Genomic DNA, 17012 nt, shown 5'->3' on the forward strand with positions numbered 1-17012 from the left:
GAGACGCCGCGGGGGCGGAGGCCCGCCACCCGCGGCGTCTCGCCGGACTCATTCGACGTCGGCGATGTTGCGGCGACGGATCAGGAAGAAGATGAGCCCTCCGATGAGGACCACCCCCACGACGACGCCTCCGATGAGGAGCCCGGTGTTCGTGCCGGTGCCGCCGGCGGTCGCCCCCTCGACGGGCTCGACGGTGAGGTAGCCCCAGTAGCCGGCCTGGTTGGCGATGATGCCGCCGTCCTTCGGCTGCAGGGTGAAGCCGGTGAAGCGGTCGGAGCGGTAGGCCTCCAGCGAGTTCGCGTACCAGGTGGCGACCTGCGCGGTGTCCGTGTAGTTCAGCGCGAGCATGTCGTGCACGATCTCCTGGCGCTTGTCGGCGTCGATCTCGGAGCGCTGCGCGGCGTACATCTCGTCGAACTCCGGGTTGCAGTACCCGTCCTGCGTGGTGCCGCCGGTGCCGTCGGTCGCGGTCGGCAGGTTCATGCAGGTGTTGATGCCGAGCTGGTAGTCGGGGTCCGGGTTGACCGACCAGCCGCTGAAGTACAGGTCGTAGTCGCCGGACGTGGCCTTCGCGCTGATCGTGTCGGAGTCGGTGGACTCGACCGTGATCTCGATGCCGATCTCCTTCATCCAGGGGACGAAGAAGTCGGAGATGGACTGCTCGTTCGCGTCGTCCGCGTCCGTCAGCAGGCGCAGGCTCAGGCGCTGGCCGTCCTTCTCGCGGATGCCGTCGGCGCCGGGGACCCAGCCCGCGTCGTCGAGCTTCGCCTGCGCGGCCTCGGGGTCGAAGCCGACGATGACGTCGTCGTCATCCGAGAGGTGCCACTTCGGGAAGGACGCCGGGATGAAGCTCGTCGCGAGCGTGCCCTCGCCGTCCAGGACCTTGTCGAGGAGGGTCGCCGTGTCGGTGCCGAGACGGATGGCCTGGCGGACCTCGAGCTCCTTCAGCGCGGCGTTGCCGGTGCCGTAGGGCACGTTGTCGCGCGTCTGCTGGCCGACGTTGATGCTGATCGAGTGGTACCGGCGGCCCTCACCGGAGTGCGTGGTGATGCCGTCGACGCCTTCGAGCGCCGAGAACTGCGTCGGGGTGAGGCCGGTGACGAGGTCGACGTCGCCCGCCTTGAGGGCCTGCACCTGGGCGTCCGAGTTCGTGTAGTAGACGTACTGGATCGCATCGATCTTGGGGGCGCCGCGCCAGAAGTTCCCGTTCGCCTTCAGCACGATGGACTGGTTGGCCGAGTAGCTGTCGAGGACGAACGGGCCGGAGCCGACCACGTCGGCGTCGTTGGTGAAGGTCGTCGGGTCGTCCACCGCCTCCCAGATGTGCTTCGGGACGATCGGGATCTCCGAGCCGGGGTTCGGCGCCTGCGGGGTCTTCAGGGTGATCACGACGGTCTTGTCGTCGGGGGTCTCCACGGTGTCGAAGTTGGAGACGAGGTTGCCGTTGGCGGTGCCGAGGGCGGGCACCGTCATCATCTGGTCGTACGTGTACTTCACATCGGCGGAGGTGATGGGCTCGCCGTCCGACCAGACGAGGTCGTCCTGGAGGGTGAAGGTCCACGTCTGGCCGCCGTCGGACGCCTCCCAGCTGTCGGCGAGGCCCTTCGTGGGGGAGCCGTCCTCGGCGTCGTTCTGCACGAGCGACTCGTAGACGTACCGGATGATGTTCGTCGGCGTCAGGTAGATCGAGATGAACGGGTTGAACGTGTCCACGAATCCGGAGGTGGCGATCCGGAGCGTGGTCTCGGACGCCGGGGATTCGGTGGCGGCGCTGACGGACTGCGCCTGAGCGGCACCGACCGGAGCGGCGATGAGGAGCGCGGAGGCGATCGCGGCGGCGGTCAGACTTCGCACGGTTCTGGAGCGGGGGGCAAGACGCATGGAAGGTCCCTTCGGGCGCCGCCCGGATCCACAGTGAAGCCGGGTCGGTGCTGACCATGCAAGCGGAAGACGGCCCCGCGGTCAAGACATTCGATGCGTATCGCGGAAGAAATCTGCCGACGTCGGGAAAGATCGCCGGCTGTCGAGGTGGTGTAACACGGCGGAAACACGCGGATGCCAGGATGCGCACGCCGGAACCGATCGCGGAGGCGTCGATCACGCGTCGCAGACATCCGGAACGTATCTCCGGCCGTTCGGGTCGGGCACGGGAACCGGAATCGTATCGTCACTCCGCCGTGACGGTGAGCACGGCACGCAGGAGCGCGATGCGCTCGTGCAGAGAGGAGCGCAGGAAATGCTCGTCCACCGCATGCGCGCCACCGCCTCGGGGACCGAAGCCGTCGACCGTCGGCACCCCGCGTCCGCCGAGGAGGTTCGTGTCACCGGCTCCGGCCGCGGGGCGGCCGTCGACCTGCTGGCCGAGCTCCGCACCGGCGGCGGCGATCCGTGCCAGGAGGGCGCTGTCCGCCGCGGAGGCCTGCCAGGCCGGCCGGGCGCTCAGGACGGCGACCTCGACGCGGGCGCCGGGGCGTACAGGGGTCAGCCCGTGGAGAGCGGCGAGGACGCGCTCCTCCGAGTCCGGGTCGAGGAAACGGAGGCCGACCTCGGCTGCAGCCTGCGCGGGGACGACGTTGGTGCGGGCGCCGCCGTCGATGACGCCGACGTTGCAGAGCACCGGGCTCGGCAGGGTGGGGTCGGCCACGATCGCGCGGACCCGGAGGAGCTGGTCCACGAGCTCGTCGATCGCCGAGACGCCGTGCTCCGGGTCGAGCGCGGCGTGGGCCGCGCGGCCGGTGACGGCGATGCGCACCCTGGCGCTGCCGCGGCGGCCGACCTTGAGGGCGCCGTCGGGATGCGGGGACTCGAACCCGATGGCGCAGGCCGCCCCCTTGGCCCGTTCCTCGAGCAGGGGGCCCGACACGGGCGAACCGATCTCCTCGTCCGCGACGAGCACGATCCGCACGGCGCGGCGCTGCGCGAGCGGCAGCGGCTGCAGGTGCCGCAGGGCCTCCAGCATCACCACGATGCCGGCCTTCATGTCGTAGGAGCCCGGTCCGCGCACGACGTCGTCCTCCTCGGTCCACGGCAGGTCGTCCGCCAGGGTGCCGACCGGCCACACGGTATCGGTGTGGCCGATGAGGAGCACCGGGTCTCCGGTGCCGGGGACGTCGATGACGAGATCCGTCCCGAGCTCGTGCGGGACCCGCTGGACGGTGCCGCCGACGCCGGCGAACCAGGCGGACAGCAGATCGGCGATGCGGGCGCTCGCCTCGACGTCGCGGCTCGGCGTCTCGAGCAGCACGAGTTCGCGCACGAGTGCGATGATGTCGTCGGAAGGATGGTCCGCGTCGCGCACTGCCGGAGGAGTCGTCACGGTTACGAACCGTATCTTGCCCCTTGATCGCCCCGCAACCCGCCGATAGCATCGCTCACAGCAGCAGGACTCCTCGATCTTAGGAAACGTATCGTGCCTCATTCTTCGGTGGCCGCCGATGTCGCCCACGGCTGCCGCGAACTCACCCGGTACGCCGAGTTCCGTGAGGCCGCGGCGTTGTATGCCCGCGTGTTCGCCTACACGGAGAACGAGTACGCCCTCAATGCCAACCTGCTCACCGCCCTCGCCCGCAACGGCGGTTCGGCGGTCGGCGCGTTCGCCGACGACGGGGAACTGATCGGGTTCGCGTACGGTTTCGCCGGCTGCGACACCGCGGGCGCCTCGTTCCACTATTCGCAGGCGGCCGCCGTGGACGCCGCGTATCAGGGGCGGGGCGTCGGCCAGGCCCTCAAGCGGGCGCAGCGTGCCGTGGCCCTGCGCTGGGGGCAGCGGACGATGCGGTGGACGTTCGATCCGCTGCTCTCGCGCAACGCCCATTTCAATCTGAGCTCTCTCGGGGCCGTCGGCATCGCCTACGAGCGGGACTACTACGCCCGCCCCGACACCGACCGCCTGGTGGTCTCGTGGGACCTGGACGCCGCCGACCGGCCTTCCCGGCGATCCCTTCCCGTCCCACCCGTGCTCGGGCCGGACGACTGGGGGCGGGGCATGGCGGCGGACGACGGCACCTGGATCGCGATCCCGACCCGTCCCGGCGACCTCGACGTCGAAGCGCGCGCAGTGCTCCGGCGGGATCTGGAGCGGACGATGACCGCGGCGTTCCGCCGCGGAGACGTCCTCGTCGGGGCCACGCGCCTCGACGACGACACGGCGGTCTACCGCGCGACACCCGGGGAGGGCACGGCATGAACGACCACGATCACGACCAGGAGGATCGCGACCTCGTCTCTCCGCGGGACCGCTACGGCGAGCGCATCCGCACCAACCTCTCCGCCGAGAGCATCCAGGCGCGGATCATCGAGACGGAGCAGCGCACGCTCGCCCAGACCTTCGAGGAGCTCAGCCGTTCGGCGCAGGTCCCGCAGGCCGCCGCGCTGCTGCTCGGCGCCCGACGACGGTACGTGGCCGGCGAGGGCAAGGCGGCGGCGTACGCGCAGCTCCTCAACGCGGATCTCTCGGCGACGCTGTCGAACGTGTTCCTCGTCGACGGGCACGCGCTGCAGCCGCTCACCGTGCTCACGGACGTGCGGGCCAGCGACGTGCTCATCGCGTTCTCGCTGCGGCGCTACCGCGAGGAGACCGTCAGGCTCGGGCGGCTCTTCCATGAGGCGGGCGGTCAGCTCGTCGTCATCACCGACAGCGAGGACGCCCCGCTCGCATCGATCGCGACCTCGCTCATCCGGGTGCGCACCGGATCGGCGTCGTACGCCGACTCGCCGACCCCGGTCGCGGCCGTGTGCCATCTGCTGAGCGCGCTCACCACGGCGAGCGCGAAGGGAGCGCGTCGGCGGCTGGCCGAACGCGACCGGCTGGTGGCCCGCCTGGGTCTCTACGGCCCCGAGACGGCGCGCCCCCGCCCCGAGGAGGAGGCGTGAGGGTCGTCCGCGTCCGGCTGTTCGCCCTGCGGCAGGCGCTGCGCCACAGCTTCGAGACGAGCTCGCACCGCAAATCCGGCATCGAGCACGTGCTCGTCGAGGTCACCGATGCCGACGGCCGGACGGGCTGGGGGGAGATCGCGTCCCCGAGCGACCCGTTCTACGGCGCGGAGACCACGGTCACCGCGTGGGAGATCGCCACGCGGTACCTCGTGCCCGCGCTGCTCCGTGCCGAGGGGGAGGAACCGGCCGAGCTGGAGGCGTCGTGGGCGCGGGTCCGCGGGCACGAGTTCGCGAAGGCCGGGTTCTCCGGCGCGGTGTGGGACCTGTCCTCCCGGCGGCGGGGGGTCGCGCTCGCCGCGGCCCTGGGCGGGACGCGCGACGAGGTCGTCGCGGGGGTGTCGTTGGGCATCGAGCCGTCGATCGACGAGCTGCTCGCGCAGGTGGAGCTGCAGCGCGCCGCCGGCTACCCCCGCGTCAAGCTCAAGATCGCTCCGGGATGGGATGTCGAGCCGGTGCGTGCGGTGCGCGGCGCCTACCCCGACCTCGACCTCCACGTGGACGCGAACGGCGCCTACGCCGATGACGAGCGGGCGGCCGCGGTGTTCGCGCGCCTGGATCGCGAGGCGCTGACCATGATCGAGCAGCCCTTCGCGCCGCGGGATCTCGTGGCCCACGCCGATCTGCAGGCGCGGCTCGACACGGACGTGTGCCTGGACGAGTCGGTCGTCGACCTCGGCGACCTGCGGACCATGATCCGGCTGGGAGCGGGGCGGGTCCTCAACATCAAGGTGTCGCGGATGGGCGGGCTCACCGTCGCCCGCGCCGCGCACGACGTGGCGCGGGACGCGGGCATCCCCGTGTGGTGCGGCGGGATGCACGAGTTCGGCATCGGGCGCGCTGCGAACGTCGCGCTGTCCTCGCTCCCGGGGTTCCTGCTGCCGTCGGATGTGTCGGGATCGGACAAGTACTACGAGTCCGACATCATCGCCCCTCCGGTGACCGCGGTCGCCGGTCGCGTCGCGGTCCCCACCGGACCGGGCATCGGGCACGAGGTGCTCGCCGAGCGCATCGCCCGCGACGCGTCCCGTGTCTTCGACTCCTCCGCGGCCGAGGCCCCCGAGGCCGTCCTGACCGCGGGCTGACCGGCCCCGAACCTGCGAGAGCGGAATCCCATGCGCGCACTGCTGCTGTACCGGCTCGATCTCGCCGCCGAGGCCGGGGAGGACGGGATCCACCCCGTCGATCCGCGGGAGCCGATCATCCGGGCGACCGACCTCGGCGTCACCCGCGGCGACGGCGTGTTCGAGACCGCCGTGGTGCGCGGGGGCAGGCCGCAGGCGCTGGAGGCGCACCTCGCGCGGCTGGAGCGTTCGGCGCAGCTCCTGGGGCTGCCCGCGCCAGGCCACGAGCGGTGGGCACGGGCGGTGCGCCGCGCGGCCGCCGAGGTCTCCCGCCCCGGAGTGCTCCGGGGCGGGGAGATCGCCTCGATCAAGTTCGCGATGACCCGCGGGGACGAGATCGACGCGGCCGGCCCGACGGGGTGGGTGCTGGGCTTCGCAGGAGAGGATCCCGCCGGCGTCCGTACGCGGGGCGTCGCCGCGGTCGTCCTCGACCGCGGATACCGGCACGACGTCATGGAGACGGCACCCTGGCTGCTGCAGGGAGCGAAGTCCCTCGCCTACGCGGTGAACCAGGCGGCCCTGCGGGAGGCGCGGAGCCGGGGTGCGGACGATGTCATCTTCGTCAGCGCCGACGGCTTCGTGCTGGAGGGGCCGCGGTCGACGCTGATCGCGCTGCTCGACGGGACGCTGGTCACGCCACCGCCCGAGTACGGGGTGCTCCCCGGGACGACCCAGGCCGACGTCTTCGCGGGACTCGCCGAGATGCCCTCCCGCGTCGGTCCGATGGTGCGGGACGATCTGGAGCGGGCGGACGCCCTCTGGCTCTGCTCCAGCACCCGGGGTGCCGTGCCCGTGCGGGAGCTGGACGGCGTCGCGCGCGCTGTGGACCCGGTACTCACCGCGCGGATGAACGCGGTGCTGGATGGACGAGAGGACTGAGATGGTCGACGCGGACCTGCCGATCGATCGGGTGATCGACGGCCACAACGATCTGGCCTGGGCGAGCAGGACCCTGCTCGGCTACCGGGTCGCGGAGCTCTCCGGGGCGGTGGCGGCCACGCAGACCGACCTGCCGCGACTGGTCGCGGGCGGGGTCGCCGGCCAGTTCTGGTCGGTCTGGGTCGACCCCGTGCTGGAGGGGGCGGAGCAGGTCGTGGCCACGCTCGAGCAGATCGACTTCGTGCACCGGCTCGTCGACGCCCACCCGCAGCGCTTCGCGATCGCTCGGACGGCGGCCGACGTGCGTGCGGCGATGGCCGAGGGGCGGATCGCCTCGCTCATCGGCATCGAGGGCGGCGACCAGCTCGGCGGATCGCTGGCCGTGCTGCGGCAGTTCGCGCGTCTCGGCGCGCGGTATCTGACGCTCACCTGGTCGCGGACGATCGCCTGGGCGGACTCCGCGACCGACGAGGCGCGCCACGGCGGTCTGACGGACTTCGGACGCGAGGTGGTGCGCGAGATGAACCGCATCGGTGTGCTCGTCGACCTCTCGCACGTCGCTCCGACGACCATGCGGCACGCCCTGGAGATCACGACCCGCCCGGTGATGGTCAGTCACTCCGGCGCCTTCGCCCTGTGCGACCACCCTCGCAACGTGCCGGACGACGTGCTCGCCGCGATCGGCGCGCAGGGCGGCGTCGTGATGGTGCCGTTCGTCCCCACGTTCGTCTCGCAGGCCCGTCGCGACTGGTGGGAGGCGGGGGGAGAGGGAGAGGCCCCGCGCGTCGGCGTCGCGGACGTCGCCGATCACCTGGATCACGTGCGTCGCGTGGCCGGCGCGCATGCGGTCGGGATCGGTGCCGACTACGACGGCTCCGATGCGATGCCGGACGGTCTCGGCGACGTTTCGGGGTACCCGGCGCTGTTCGCCGAACTGCGACGTCGCGGCTGGTCGGAGGACGACCTCCGGGCGGCGGCGCACGAGAACGTCCTCCGCGTGCTGGAGGCGTCGGACCCCGACCACGAGGCCTTCCTCGCGGGCGGCGCAGGAGAGCCCGCCGCGGCCGCGCTCGTGCCGGCGGTCGACACGACGATCCGGGAGGGGGCGCTGTGACCCCGCGCGTCCTCGTGATCGTGAACTCCGCGAGCTCCGGCCCGCGCCGCCTCGGCGCCTGGCTGCGGGAGAAGGCGATCGATGTCGACGAGATCGTGGGAGCCGCGCAGCCGCTGCCGACCTCCCTGGACGGCTACGCCGGACTCGTCATGCTGGGCGGCGGGCTCATGCCGGACGACGATCACCGCGCGCCGTGGCTCGTCGCCGAGCGCGCGCTCGCCGCAGAGGCCATCGCCCGCGACCTCCCCACACTCGGCATCTGCCTGGGCGGTCAGCTGCTCGCCCACGTGGCCGGCGGCGAGGTCGCGGAGAAGACCGGACCGATCGAGCGCGGGGCGACCCCCATCCGCCCGACGGCGGCCGGGCGTGCGGATGCCCTGTTCGCGGCGTTCGGCGACGAGGCTCCGATGATCGAGAACCATCAGGACATGATCACGCGGCTCCCACCCGCGGCGGTGCTGCTGGCATCGAGCGCCGCGGTCGAGAACCAGGCCTTCCGGCTGGGAGCGCGGGTGCGCGGCGTCCAGTTCCATCCGGAGGCCTCCGCCGCCGACCTCGCCCGATGGGACGACGCGGCGCTGCGGGGGGAGGGACGCTCTCTTCCCGCGCTCATCGCGGACGCCGAGCGCGTGCACGATCACAACACCGCGGCCAGCCGCGCGCTGATCGAGGCCTTCGCCGACGAGGTGCGCGCGGGAGTCCCGGCATGACCGGGGAGGATGCGGATCTCCTCGTCACGGAGGAGACCGCCGCGGAGGCCCTCCGCCACGGCCTGGGCGAGCGCGCGCGTCGTGCCGCCCCGGCCGCCATCGCCGCGGTGGCCGAACGGGGGAACATCCGCGCGGTACGGACCCACGGGCATCCCCGCGGCGACGAGGCCGTGACGACGCGGGACACCGTCTTCCGCATCGCCTCGATGTCCAAGAGCTTCCTGGCCGCCACCGTGCTCTCCCTTCGAGACCGCGGCCTGCTCGACCTCCACGCGCCGATCCGCACCTATCTGCCGGAGGTCCGACTGCGGCACCGCGGTGCGGACGTGGAGGTCAACGGCGACCTGCTCCTCTCCAACAGGTCCGGTCTGGGGGAGGACAACGCCTGGGTGGACCGGCATCTCGGCGCTTCCCGCACGGAGATCGCTGCGCTCTTCGCGGGTGGGGTGCAGCTCGCAGCCGCGCCGGGAACCGTCTACCAGTACTCCAACCTCGGCCAGTCGCTGCTCGGCCGCGTCGTGGAAGCGGTGACGGGGCGGCCCGTGGAGGACGTCATCCGGGAGACCCTGCTCGAGCCCCTCGGACTGCGCCGGACGGCGCACGGGGCGGACGGCTACGCGCCCGGGACACTGGCCGGTGGGTTCCGGACGTTCGACGACGGCGCCACATTCCGCCCCGAGCCGTTCGTGGGGTCCGGCGCGCTCGGCTGCATCGGCAGCATGTTCAGCACCGTCGACGACATCGCGAGATGGATGTGGTTCCTCGGCTCGGCCTTCACCGACGACCCGCTGGCGCCCGACGTGCTGGCCCCGGCGTCCCGACGGGAACTGCAGCAGGCCCGCACCCCCATCCCGGTGCCGTCGGCGATGTTCGACGGGCGCGATCTCGCGGGGGCCGGCTACGGCTACGGCCTCTTCGTCGAAGACGACCGGCGGTTCGGGCGGGTCGTGCAGCACTCCGGCGGCCTTCCCGGCTTCTCGGCGCACATGCGCTGGCACGCCGCCTCCGGCGTCGGCGTCGTGGCCTTCGGGAACTCCGACGAGTTCGGCGCCCGGCGGATCGCGGGAGCCGCGCTCCAGCAGGTGCTCGAACGGACGGACGCCCCCTCCGCGGTCCTGCACCCGTGGGCGGAGACGGTCGCCGCCGCGCGCGCTCTCGACGACGCGATCCGCTCCGGACGGCCTGCCGCCACATACCCGTTCCTCGCCGACCATGTGCTCGACGACGTCCCGGCCGACGTCCGCGATGCCCGGCTGGCGGCACAGGTCCAGGAGATCGGCGGATTCCGCGCGGAACAGGACACATTCCCCGATCGCGTGGTGGCCGCGGCGACGGAGGCCGAGCTGCGCTGGCGGATAGCGGGGAACCGCGGCGACCTCCTCGTCGACATGCGGCTGGTCGGGCTGCCGGAGCCTCGCGTGCAGGGGGTGAGCGCGGCGGTCGTCGCGCCAGGGCGGACACATGTCGAGGGGGAAGGGGCCGGGGCCGCAGAGCGGCATCGGATCATCCTGCCGTCCCCCTGATCCCGGGACGGGCACTGATCGACCGGGTCCAAAAAACCGCCCTAGGATGGAGACATCCCGACCCGTCCGTTCTGAGGAATCCTCATGCCCGCCACCCCTGTGCGTCGCCTCCTGCCCTTCGCCGCGCTCGCCGCCGCCACCGCCCTGGTGCTGAGCGCGTGCGCCGGCCCGTCCACGGAGAGCGACGGCGGTGAGCTCGTGTGGTCGATCGAGGGCGCGAACCTGTCCGCCGGGCACATGGACCCGCAGGTGAGCCAGCTCGACGTCTCCGGCATGGTGCAGCGGGCGGTGCTCGACTCCCTGGTCTTCCAGGAGGACGACGGCACGTTCAGCCCGTGGCTCGCGAAGAGCTGGGACGTCTCGCCGGACAGCACGGAGTACACGTTCATGCTGCGCGACGACGTGACCTTCACCGACGGCGAGCCGTTCGACGCGGAGGCCGTCAAGGCGAACTTCGACCGGATCGTCGACCCGGAGACCGCCTCGGCCCAGGCGGCGAGCATGCTCGGCGCGGACTTCTACGCCGGCACCGAGGTCGTCGACGACCACACGGTGAAGGTCTCGTTCACGCAGCCCTATGCGCCGTTCCTGCAGGCGGCCAGCACCCCGCAGCTCGGCTTCTACTCACCGGCCGTGCTGGCCGAGTCGGCCGACAAGCTCAAGGCGGGCGGCCCCGACGTCACGGTCGGCACCGGACCCTTCGTGCTCACCGAGTACACCGCCGACCAGGAGATCGTCTACACGCGCAACGACGACTACGCCTGGGGCCCGCACGAGGCGAAGGCGCCGGCGTTCGAGACGCTGCGCGTGCAGATCCAGCCGGAGGCGTCGGTGCGCACCGGAGTGATCGAGAGCGGAGAGGCCGACCTCGCCAGCAACATCCCGCCGAACCAGGTCGCCGGTCTGGATGACGCCGGCGTGACGGTCGACTCGGTGGAGTACCCCGGACTGCCCTACTCGCTCTACCTGAACGAGAAGTACGGCGTCTTCGCCGACGAGAAGGTGCGGCAGGCGTTCGCCCGCGGCATCGACGTCGACGCGGCGGTCGAGGAGATCTACTTCGGGCAGTTCCCGCGGGCCTGGAGCGTCCTCGGCAGCACGACCCCGGGCTACGACGCGTCGCTGGCGGACTCCTGGCCGTTCGATCAGGACGCCGCGAACGCCCTGCTCGACGAGGCCGGGTGGACGGAGCGCGACGCCGACGGCATCCGCATGAAGGACGGCGAGCGCCTGTCCGTGCGGTGGATCGCCTGGACCCCGGTCCCGGACGACCGCGCGGCGCTGGCCAACGCGATCCAGTCTGACCTCAAGGCGATCGGCTTCGAGGTGCAGCGCGAGGAGCTGGAGCCCGGCGCCTACAACGCCCAGTACGAGCCGAAGACGTTCGACCTCACCGACTGGGGCTTCTCCGGCGTGGACGCCGACTTCCTCCGTGCGCACCTGCACACCGACGGCTTCCAGAACGCCTCGCAGGTGAGCGATCCGGAGATCGACGCCCTCTTGGAAGAGGCCGTCGCGTCGAGTGATCAGGACGCCCGCAACGAGCTCTACACGCAGCTGCAGCAGTGGAACGCGGAGTACACGGCCATCGTCCCGCTCTACAGCCCCTCGGCGATCACGGCGGTCGGCGAGCGCGTGCAGGGCCTGGACTACGACCTCTACGGGCGGCCGCTCTTCTACGATGTGAGCCTCGGCTGACATCCGGCGGCCGTCGTTTCGAGGGAGCGGGCGGAGTGATCGAACCGTGAAGGCGGTGCTCGGCCGTGTCCTCGGGCTCGTCGCCTCGGTGGTCATCGTGCTGTGGGGCGCCGCGACGGTCGCGTTCCTGGCCTTCCGGGTGATCCCCGGCGATCCGGTGTCGGTGATGCTGGGGCCGCAGGCGCAGGTGAGCGAGGCGGTCAAGGACGGCATCCGCGCCGATCTCGGGCTCGACCGTCCCCCGCTGGAGCAGTACGTCGGCTTCATCGGGCAGCTCGCCCGCGGCGACCTCGGCGAGTCGTATCAGCTGCGGCTGCCGGTGACCGAGGTCATCGGACGACAGCTCGGCGCGACCGTGCAGCTCTCGGCCCTGGCACTGGGGATCGCCGTCGTCCTCGCCCTCGCGGTCGCGGTCTTCGTGCGGGGCCGTGTCGGGCGCACCGTCGCCGCCGGCGTCGAGCTCGTGGTGCTCTCCTCGCCGGTGTTCTGGATCGGGCTGCTGCTGCTCAGCGTCTTCGCGTTCGGACTGGGGTGGTTCCCCGTCTCGGGCACCCGCAATCCGGCCACCATCGTCCTGCCGGCGATCACGCTCGCCCTCCCGGTGGCGGCGCTGCTCAGCCAGGTGCTGCGCGACGGGTTGATGCAGGCCGAGCGGATGCCGTTCGCGGAGACGGTCCGTGCGCGTGGCGCCGGGCCGACCTGGTTCACGCTGCGGCACGGGGTGCGGCACGGCGCCGCGTCGGCGGTCACCCTCGCGGCCTATCTCACCGGCTCCGTGCTCGGGGGCGCGGTTCTCGTCGAGACCGTGTTCGCCCGGCCCGGCCTGGGGCGGGTCACCCTCGCCGCCATCAACGACCGGGATCTCCCCGTCCTCACCGGCATCATCCTCCTGAGCGCTCTCGTCTTCGTCGTCATCAACGTGGTGGTGGAGCTCGTGCATCCGCTGATCGACCCCCGCGTCGCCGCCTCCTCCCGACCGGGAGTCGTCCGATGAGTCGGGGGCAGCGACTCCTGCTGAGCTCTGCCGCGGTCGTGCTGCTCGTCGTCGCCGTCGCCGCCCTCTGGCCGGGGCTGCTCGCCACGCACGATCCGCTGCAGACCGAGGTGCGGGCCGCGTTGCTGCCGCCGAGTGCCGAGCACCTCTTCGGCACCGATCAGAGCGGCCGCGACGTGTACTCCCGCGTGGTGTTCGGCGCGGGGCGTTCGGTCGGGATCGGACTTCTCGCCACCGCCATCGCCCTCGCCGCCGGCCTGCTCGTGGGGGCGCTCGCCGGCATGTCGCCGCGGGGCGTGGACGTCACGCTCATGCGCATCAACGACGTGCTCATGGCGTTCCCGGAGTTCCTGGTGGCGCTCGTCGTGGTGGCCGTGCTGGGACCGGGCCCGGTGAACATAGCCATCGCGGTGACGCTGGCGGCCGCACCCGTGTACGTGCGGCTCGCCCGCGTGCAGACCCGGACGCTCCGCGTGGCCGAGCACGTCGAGGCCGCCCGCATCCTCGGCGTGCCACCGCTGCGGGCGTTCCGCCGGCACGTCATCCCGGGAGTGCTGGGATCGCTGAGCGTGCTGGCGACCATCGGTATCGGGTCGAGCATCCTCGCCGCCGCCGGACTGAGCTTCCTGGGCCTCGGGCCGTCCGAGCCGACCCCGGAGTGGGGCCTCATGCTCGCCGGCGGTCGCAATGTCCTCGGGCAGGCGTGGTGGGTGTCGGTCTTCCCCGGTCTCGCGATCACGCTGACGGTGGTGTGCGCGACCGTGATCGGACGGATCCTCCGGGCTCGGGCGGAGGGGAGGGACGCATGAGTGCGGCGATGGAGGTCGAGGGCCTGCGGATCGCCTTCGCGGGGACTCCCGTCGTGGAGGGCGTGTCGTTCGCGGTGGAGGCCGGCGAGTGCGTGGCGATCGTCGGGGAGTCGGGGGCGGGGAAGTCGCTCTCGGCCCGCGCTCTGCTCGGCCTCACGCCGCCCGCGGCCGACGTCGCCGTCGACCGGCTCCGCGTCGACGGGGTGGACGCCGCCGCCCTGACCGAGCGCGGCTGGCGACGGATCCGGGGCACGGGGATCGGCCTCGTGTCGCAGGACGCCCTCGTCTCCCTGGACCCGCTGCGACGGATCGCGGACGAGATCGCGGAGCCGCTGCGGCTGCACCGCCTCGTGCGCGGTCGGGCGGCCCTCGCCGCGCGCGTCCGGGACCTCCTCGCGCGGGTGTGGATGCCCGACCCCGAACGCCGCGCACAGCAGCGTCCGCAGGAGCTCTCCGGAGGGTTGCGGCAGCGGGCGCTCATCGCCTCGGCACTGGCCGGGAACCCCGCGGTGCTCGTCGCGGATGAGCCCACCACGGCCCTCGATGCGACCGTGCAAGCTCGGATCCTCGTGCTCCTGCGGGAGATCGTCGACGACGGCACCGCCGTGGTCTTCATCAGTCACGACTTCGCGGCGGTGCGGCGGGTGGCGGACCGGGTGCTGGTGATGAAGGACGGCCGGATCGTGGAGTCCGGGCCGGTCGCGGAGGTGCTCGCCGCCCCTCGGCACCCGTACACCCGGCAGCTCCTCGCGGCGACGATGCACGAGCCGAGGGAGGAGCGTGCGGCGTCCTCGGAGGTCGTGGTCGCCGCCGACGAGGTGTCCAAGACGTTCGGCGGGGTGCCCGCGGTCGTCGACGCGTCGTTCACGGTGTCCGCCGGTCGGACGCTGGGCATCGTCGGCGAATCCGGATCGGGCAAGACGACCCTCGCCCGCATGCTGGTGGGCGTGGAGACGCCGGACACTGGAGTGCTGCGGTGGACCGGGGCACCACGGGTGCAGCTCGTGCACCAGAACCCGCTCGGCGCCTTCGACCCGCGGTGGACGGTCGGGCGCTCCTTGGAGGAGGCGCTGGAGGCGGGGGGAGTGCCGCGCGGTGCCCGTCGGATGCGGGTCGCGGCGCTGCTCGCGGAGGTCGGGCTCGACGAGAGCGTCGTGGCGCGACGACCGGCGGCGCTGTCGGGTGGGCAGCGGCAGCGGGCGGCCCTGGCCCGCGCCCTCGCGGCGGACCCGGACGTGCTGGTGCTGGACGAGCCCGTCTCCGCCCTCGACCCGTCGGTGCGGGAGCGGGTGCTCCGGCTCCTCGCGCGGGTGCAGGAGGAACGGCGGCTGACGATGGTCTTCGTCTCCCACGACCTCGACGTCGTCGGCGCCGTCGCGGACGACGTCCTGGTCATGCAGGACGGCCGGATCGTGGAGCAGGGGCCCACGGCCGCGGTGTTCGCCGCCCCGCACCACCCGTTCACGCAGGAGCTGCTCGCGGCGAGCGGCCCCGTCAGTCCGTGACGATGATCCCGAGGCCCGTCGCCATCACCGGGGCGAGCTGCTGCACCTGCACCGACGAGAGCGTGGCGCCGCGGAGGCTCTGGACGTCGAGGTAGGAGAGGGCGTCGAGGCCGCGGAGGTCCACATCCTTCGCGCGCAGGCCTCGGGGGTCGACCTCGTCGCTGCGCGTGGCCTGGAACCGGACGCGCGTGAGCTCGGCCTGCGGGATGTCGATCGTGCGGATGGCGCATCCCACGACGTCGACGTCGTCGGCGCGTGCGGCGCCCAGGTTCAGATAGTCGATGCGCACGTCGCGCAGTTCGAGCTCCGCCACGCGGGCGTCGCTGAGGTCGAGGGTCCCGATGCGCCCTCCGGTGATCCGGAGCCGACGGATGCTCGCGTTCCGCAGCCGGAGCGCCGCGATGCGCGGATCCGGGAGATCGACGTCGAGGAGCGTGGCCCCGGTGAGGTCGACGCTCTCGGCGTCCGCCTGCACCGCGCACTGCTCGAGCGTGGCGTACGCGAGGTCGACGGTGCCCGTGAGCTCCAGGACGGCGGCGAGGAGATCGGCCCGGCGCGCGGGTTCACGCGGCTCCAGCACGGGCGGCAGATCAGGCGCGGACACACGGGGTGCGGTCGGGGAGTTCGGCATCCTCCGAGGCTATGTCCTCCCTCCGACACCCTCGCCCCGGCCCGCCCCGGCTCCGGGACTCACCCTGTAGGAGCGCGCTGATCTGCGCCGCGTCGCAGGCTCTCCGCGGGAACGTCCGACGGGGGTGGGAATCTGCGACATCGAGCGGGCGTCCGGAGGAGAGGGACTCGGGCTGCACAGGAGGGGGCGCGGGGGAGTTGTGCACAGGGAAGGGGAGGAGGTGGCTGAGGCAGGGAACGAGGGAGCGGGCGGGGGAGCAGTATCAGGGCCATGAACGGGATGAGGCGGGCGCGGCTGCTGCAGGCGATGCGCGAGGTCGATGGAGTCGCACGGGTCGAGCGGCTCCAGGAACGCGGGGTCAGCCGGTACGACCTCGAGACGGCGGTCTCGGAGCGGATGATCCAGCGGGTGCGGGTCGGGTGGGTGGCGCTGCCCGATGCCGATCCGCTTCGGGTGGCCGCGGCGCAGCACGGTGTCGTGCTGACGTGCGTGACGCAGGCACGGCGGCTGGGCATCTGGGTGCACGACGAGAGACCCCGCCTCCACCTCGCCGCCAGCCCGGGTAGCCGGGGCGGGAAGCCGTCGGAAGCCCGCGTGCACTGGGCTCGGCCCCTGGTCCCACGACACCCCGATGCCCTGGAGGACCCGATCGAGAACGTGCTGAGCCTGGTGTCCACGTGCGAGCCGTACGAACAGGCGCTCGCGACCTGGGAGTCGGCATTGAACAAAGGGCTCGTCGATCGGGAGAAGCTGCTCGCTGCGCGGCTTCCACGTCATCCGTCTGGGGTATCACCAGGTGATGGACGAGTGGCCCGCGGTGCAGGACCTCGTCATGCGCGCCGTCGCCCAGGGACTGCATCGTGCGCGCACGGCGTGATGTCGCAGATCCCGCCCCGGGTCGCAGGGGTGTCTTCGGTTCCTGCGACGTCGAAGAGAATCCGCGGGGGGAGGAGCACGCGTACAATGGGCACACGAGCATCGATCCGGCCATCACCGGGGAGCTCTCGGAAGAACGGTCCGGCGACGGACTCAGTAGAACCGAGCGGGGCAGGCCCGTCACAGCCGCAGTGAGAGTGGTCCATGGATCTCTGAG

General features: G+C 72.2%; 14 protein-coding genes. 11 read left to right on the top strand and 3 right to left on the bottom strand.

All coding sequences use genetic code 11. The features are described 5' to 3' along the window. Positions 1 to 48: 48 nt before the first annotated feature. A complete protein-coding gene (locus ACIQID_RS01170) occupies positions 49 to 1854 on the bottom strand; it encodes an ABC transporter substrate-binding protein (protein WP_400281258.1) in 1806 nt (601 codons plus the stop codon). Between the two features lie 313 nt (positions 1855 to 2167). After that, positions 2168 to 3316 carry a M20 family metallopeptidase gene (locus ACIQID_RS01175; protein WP_331203011.1) on the bottom strand — a complete coding sequence of 383 codons (1149 nt, stop codon included), beginning with the start codon at positions 3314 to 3316 and terminating at the stop codon, positions 2168 to 2170. A gap of 93 nt (positions 3317 to 3409) precedes the next feature. Between ACIQID_RS01175 and ACIQID_RS01180 the strand changes: the two genes are divergently transcribed. The 11 genes from ACIQID_RS01180 to ACIQID_RS01230 all read left to right on the top strand — a co-directional run bounded on the left by ACIQID_RS01180 (position 3410) and on the right by ACIQID_RS01230 (position 15288). Then, positions 3410 to 4186 (top strand): GNAT family N-acetyltransferase, encoded by a 777-nt coding sequence (locus ACIQID_RS01180; protein WP_400281261.1) that lies wholly within the window; start codon positions 3410 to 3412, stop codon positions 4184 to 4186. Then, positions 4183 to 4872: an SIS domain-containing protein gene (locus ACIQID_RS01185; RefSeq protein WP_312672195.1), complete on the top strand. Its 690-nt coding sequence runs from the start codon at positions 4183 to 4185 to the stop codon at positions 4870 to 4872. The genes ACIQID_RS01180 and ACIQID_RS01185 overlap by 4 nt, the downstream gene beginning before the upstream one ends. Next, positions 4869 to 6017 carry an o-succinylbenzoate synthase gene (gene menC, locus ACIQID_RS01190; RefSeq protein ID WP_400281265.1) on the top strand — a complete coding sequence of 383 codons (1149 nt, stop codon included), beginning with the start codon at positions 4869 to 4871 and terminating at the stop codon, positions 6015 to 6017. The genes ACIQID_RS01185 and menC overlap by 4 nt, the downstream gene beginning before the upstream one ends. Before the next feature lie 30 nt (positions 6018 to 6047). Further along, positions 6048 to 6935, top strand: coding sequence for an aminotransferase class IV (locus ACIQID_RS01195; protein ID WP_400281268.1), 888 nt, complete (start codon positions 6048 to 6050; stop codon positions 6933 to 6935). Continuing rightward, a complete protein-coding gene (locus ACIQID_RS01200) occupies positions 6919 to 8049 on the top strand; it encodes a dipeptidase (RefSeq protein WP_331203006.1) in 1131 nt (376 codons plus the stop codon). Before ACIQID_RS01195 ends, ACIQID_RS01200 begins: the two co-directional genes overlap by 17 nt. Further along, positions 8046 to 8759 (top strand): type 1 glutamine amidotransferase, encoded by a 714-nt coding sequence (locus ACIQID_RS01205; protein WP_400281271.1) that lies wholly within the window; start codon positions 8046 to 8048, stop codon positions 8757 to 8759. The genes ACIQID_RS01200 and ACIQID_RS01205 overlap by 4 nt, the downstream gene beginning before the upstream one ends. Then, a complete protein-coding gene (locus ACIQID_RS01210) occupies positions 8756 to 10282 on the top strand; it encodes a serine hydrolase domain-containing protein (RefSeq protein ID WP_400281274.1) in 1527 nt (508 codons plus the stop codon). Before ACIQID_RS01205 ends, ACIQID_RS01210 begins: the two co-directional genes overlap by 4 nt. An 84-nt stretch (positions 10283 to 10366) precedes the next feature. After that, positions 10367 to 11980, top strand: a complete 1614-nt coding sequence (locus tag ACIQID_RS01215; RefSeq protein WP_400281277.1) for an ABC transporter substrate-binding protein — start codon at positions 10367 to 10369, stop codon at positions 11978 to 11980. 46 nt (positions 11981 to 12026) lie between these two features. Continuing rightward, positions 12027 to 12974 carry an ABC transporter permease gene (locus ACIQID_RS01220; RefSeq protein ID WP_400281280.1) on the top strand — a complete coding sequence of 316 codons (948 nt, stop codon included), beginning with the start codon at positions 12027 to 12029 and terminating at the stop codon, positions 12972 to 12974. Continuing rightward, positions 12971 to 13783 carry an ABC transporter permease gene (locus tag ACIQID_RS01225; RefSeq protein ID WP_400281283.1) on the top strand — a complete coding sequence of 271 codons (813 nt, stop codon included), beginning with the start codon at positions 12971 to 12973 and terminating at the stop codon, positions 13781 to 13783. The genes ACIQID_RS01220 and ACIQID_RS01225 overlap by 4 nt, the downstream gene beginning before the upstream one ends. Continuing rightward, the gene (locus ACIQID_RS01230; protein ID WP_400281286.1) at positions 13780 to 15288 is read left to right on the top strand and encodes an ATP-binding cassette domain-containing protein; all 1509 of its coding nucleotides are present in this window, start codon (positions 13780 to 13782) and stop codon (positions 15286 to 15288) included. The genes ACIQID_RS01225 and ACIQID_RS01230 overlap by 4 nt, the downstream gene beginning before the upstream one ends. Here the strand turns inward: ACIQID_RS01230 and ACIQID_RS01235 are convergent. Then, positions 15278 to 15919, bottom strand: coding sequence for a pentapeptide repeat-containing protein (locus tag ACIQID_RS01235; RefSeq protein WP_400281289.1), 642 nt, complete (start codon positions 15917 to 15919; stop codon positions 15278 to 15280). The two genes, ACIQID_RS01230 and ACIQID_RS01235, sit on opposite strands and share 11 nt — an antisense overlap. Positions 15920 to 17012: the final 1093 nt, after the last annotated feature.

The organism is Microbacterium sp. NPDC091676 (assembly GCF_044756645.1).
GTDB classification, from domain to species: Bacteria; Actinomycetota; Actinomycetes; order Actinomycetales; family Microbacteriaceae; genus Microbacterium; species Microbacterium paraoxydans_D.

Bases quoted from the DNA above. Each gene is read 5' to 3' on its own strand.
- ACIQID_RS01215 (WP_400281277.1), top strand. From the start codon at position 10,367: ATGCCCGCCACCCCTGTGCGTCGCCTCCTGCCCTTCGCCGCGCTCGCC.
- ACIQID_RS01210 (WP_400281274.1), top strand. From the start codon at position 8,756: ATGACCGGGGAGGATGCGGATCTCCTCGTCACGGAGGAGACCGCCGCG.
- ACIQID_RS01235 (WP_400281289.1), bottom strand. From the start codon at position 15,919: ATGCCGAACTCCCCGACCGCACCCCGTGTGTCCGCGCCTGATCTGCCG.
- ACIQID_RS01225 (WP_400281283.1), top strand. From the start codon at position 12,971: ATGAGTCGGGGGCAGCGACTCCTGCTGAGCTCTGCCGCGGTCGTGCTG.
- ACIQID_RS01185 (WP_312672195.1), top strand. From the start codon at position 4,183: ATGAACGACCACGATCACGACCAGGAGGATCGCGACCTCGTCTCTCCG.
- ACIQID_RS01230 (WP_400281286.1), top strand. From the start codon at position 13,780: ATGAGTGCGGCGATGGAGGTCGAGGGCCTGCGGATCGCCTTCGCGGGG.
- ACIQID_RS01195 (WP_400281268.1), top strand. From the start codon at position 6,048: ATGCGCGCACTGCTGCTGTACCGGCTCGATCTCGCCGCCGAGGCCGGG.
- ACIQID_RS01200 (WP_331203006.1), top strand. From the start codon at position 6,919: ATGGACGAGAGGACTGAGATGGTCGACGCGGACCTGCCGATCGATCGG.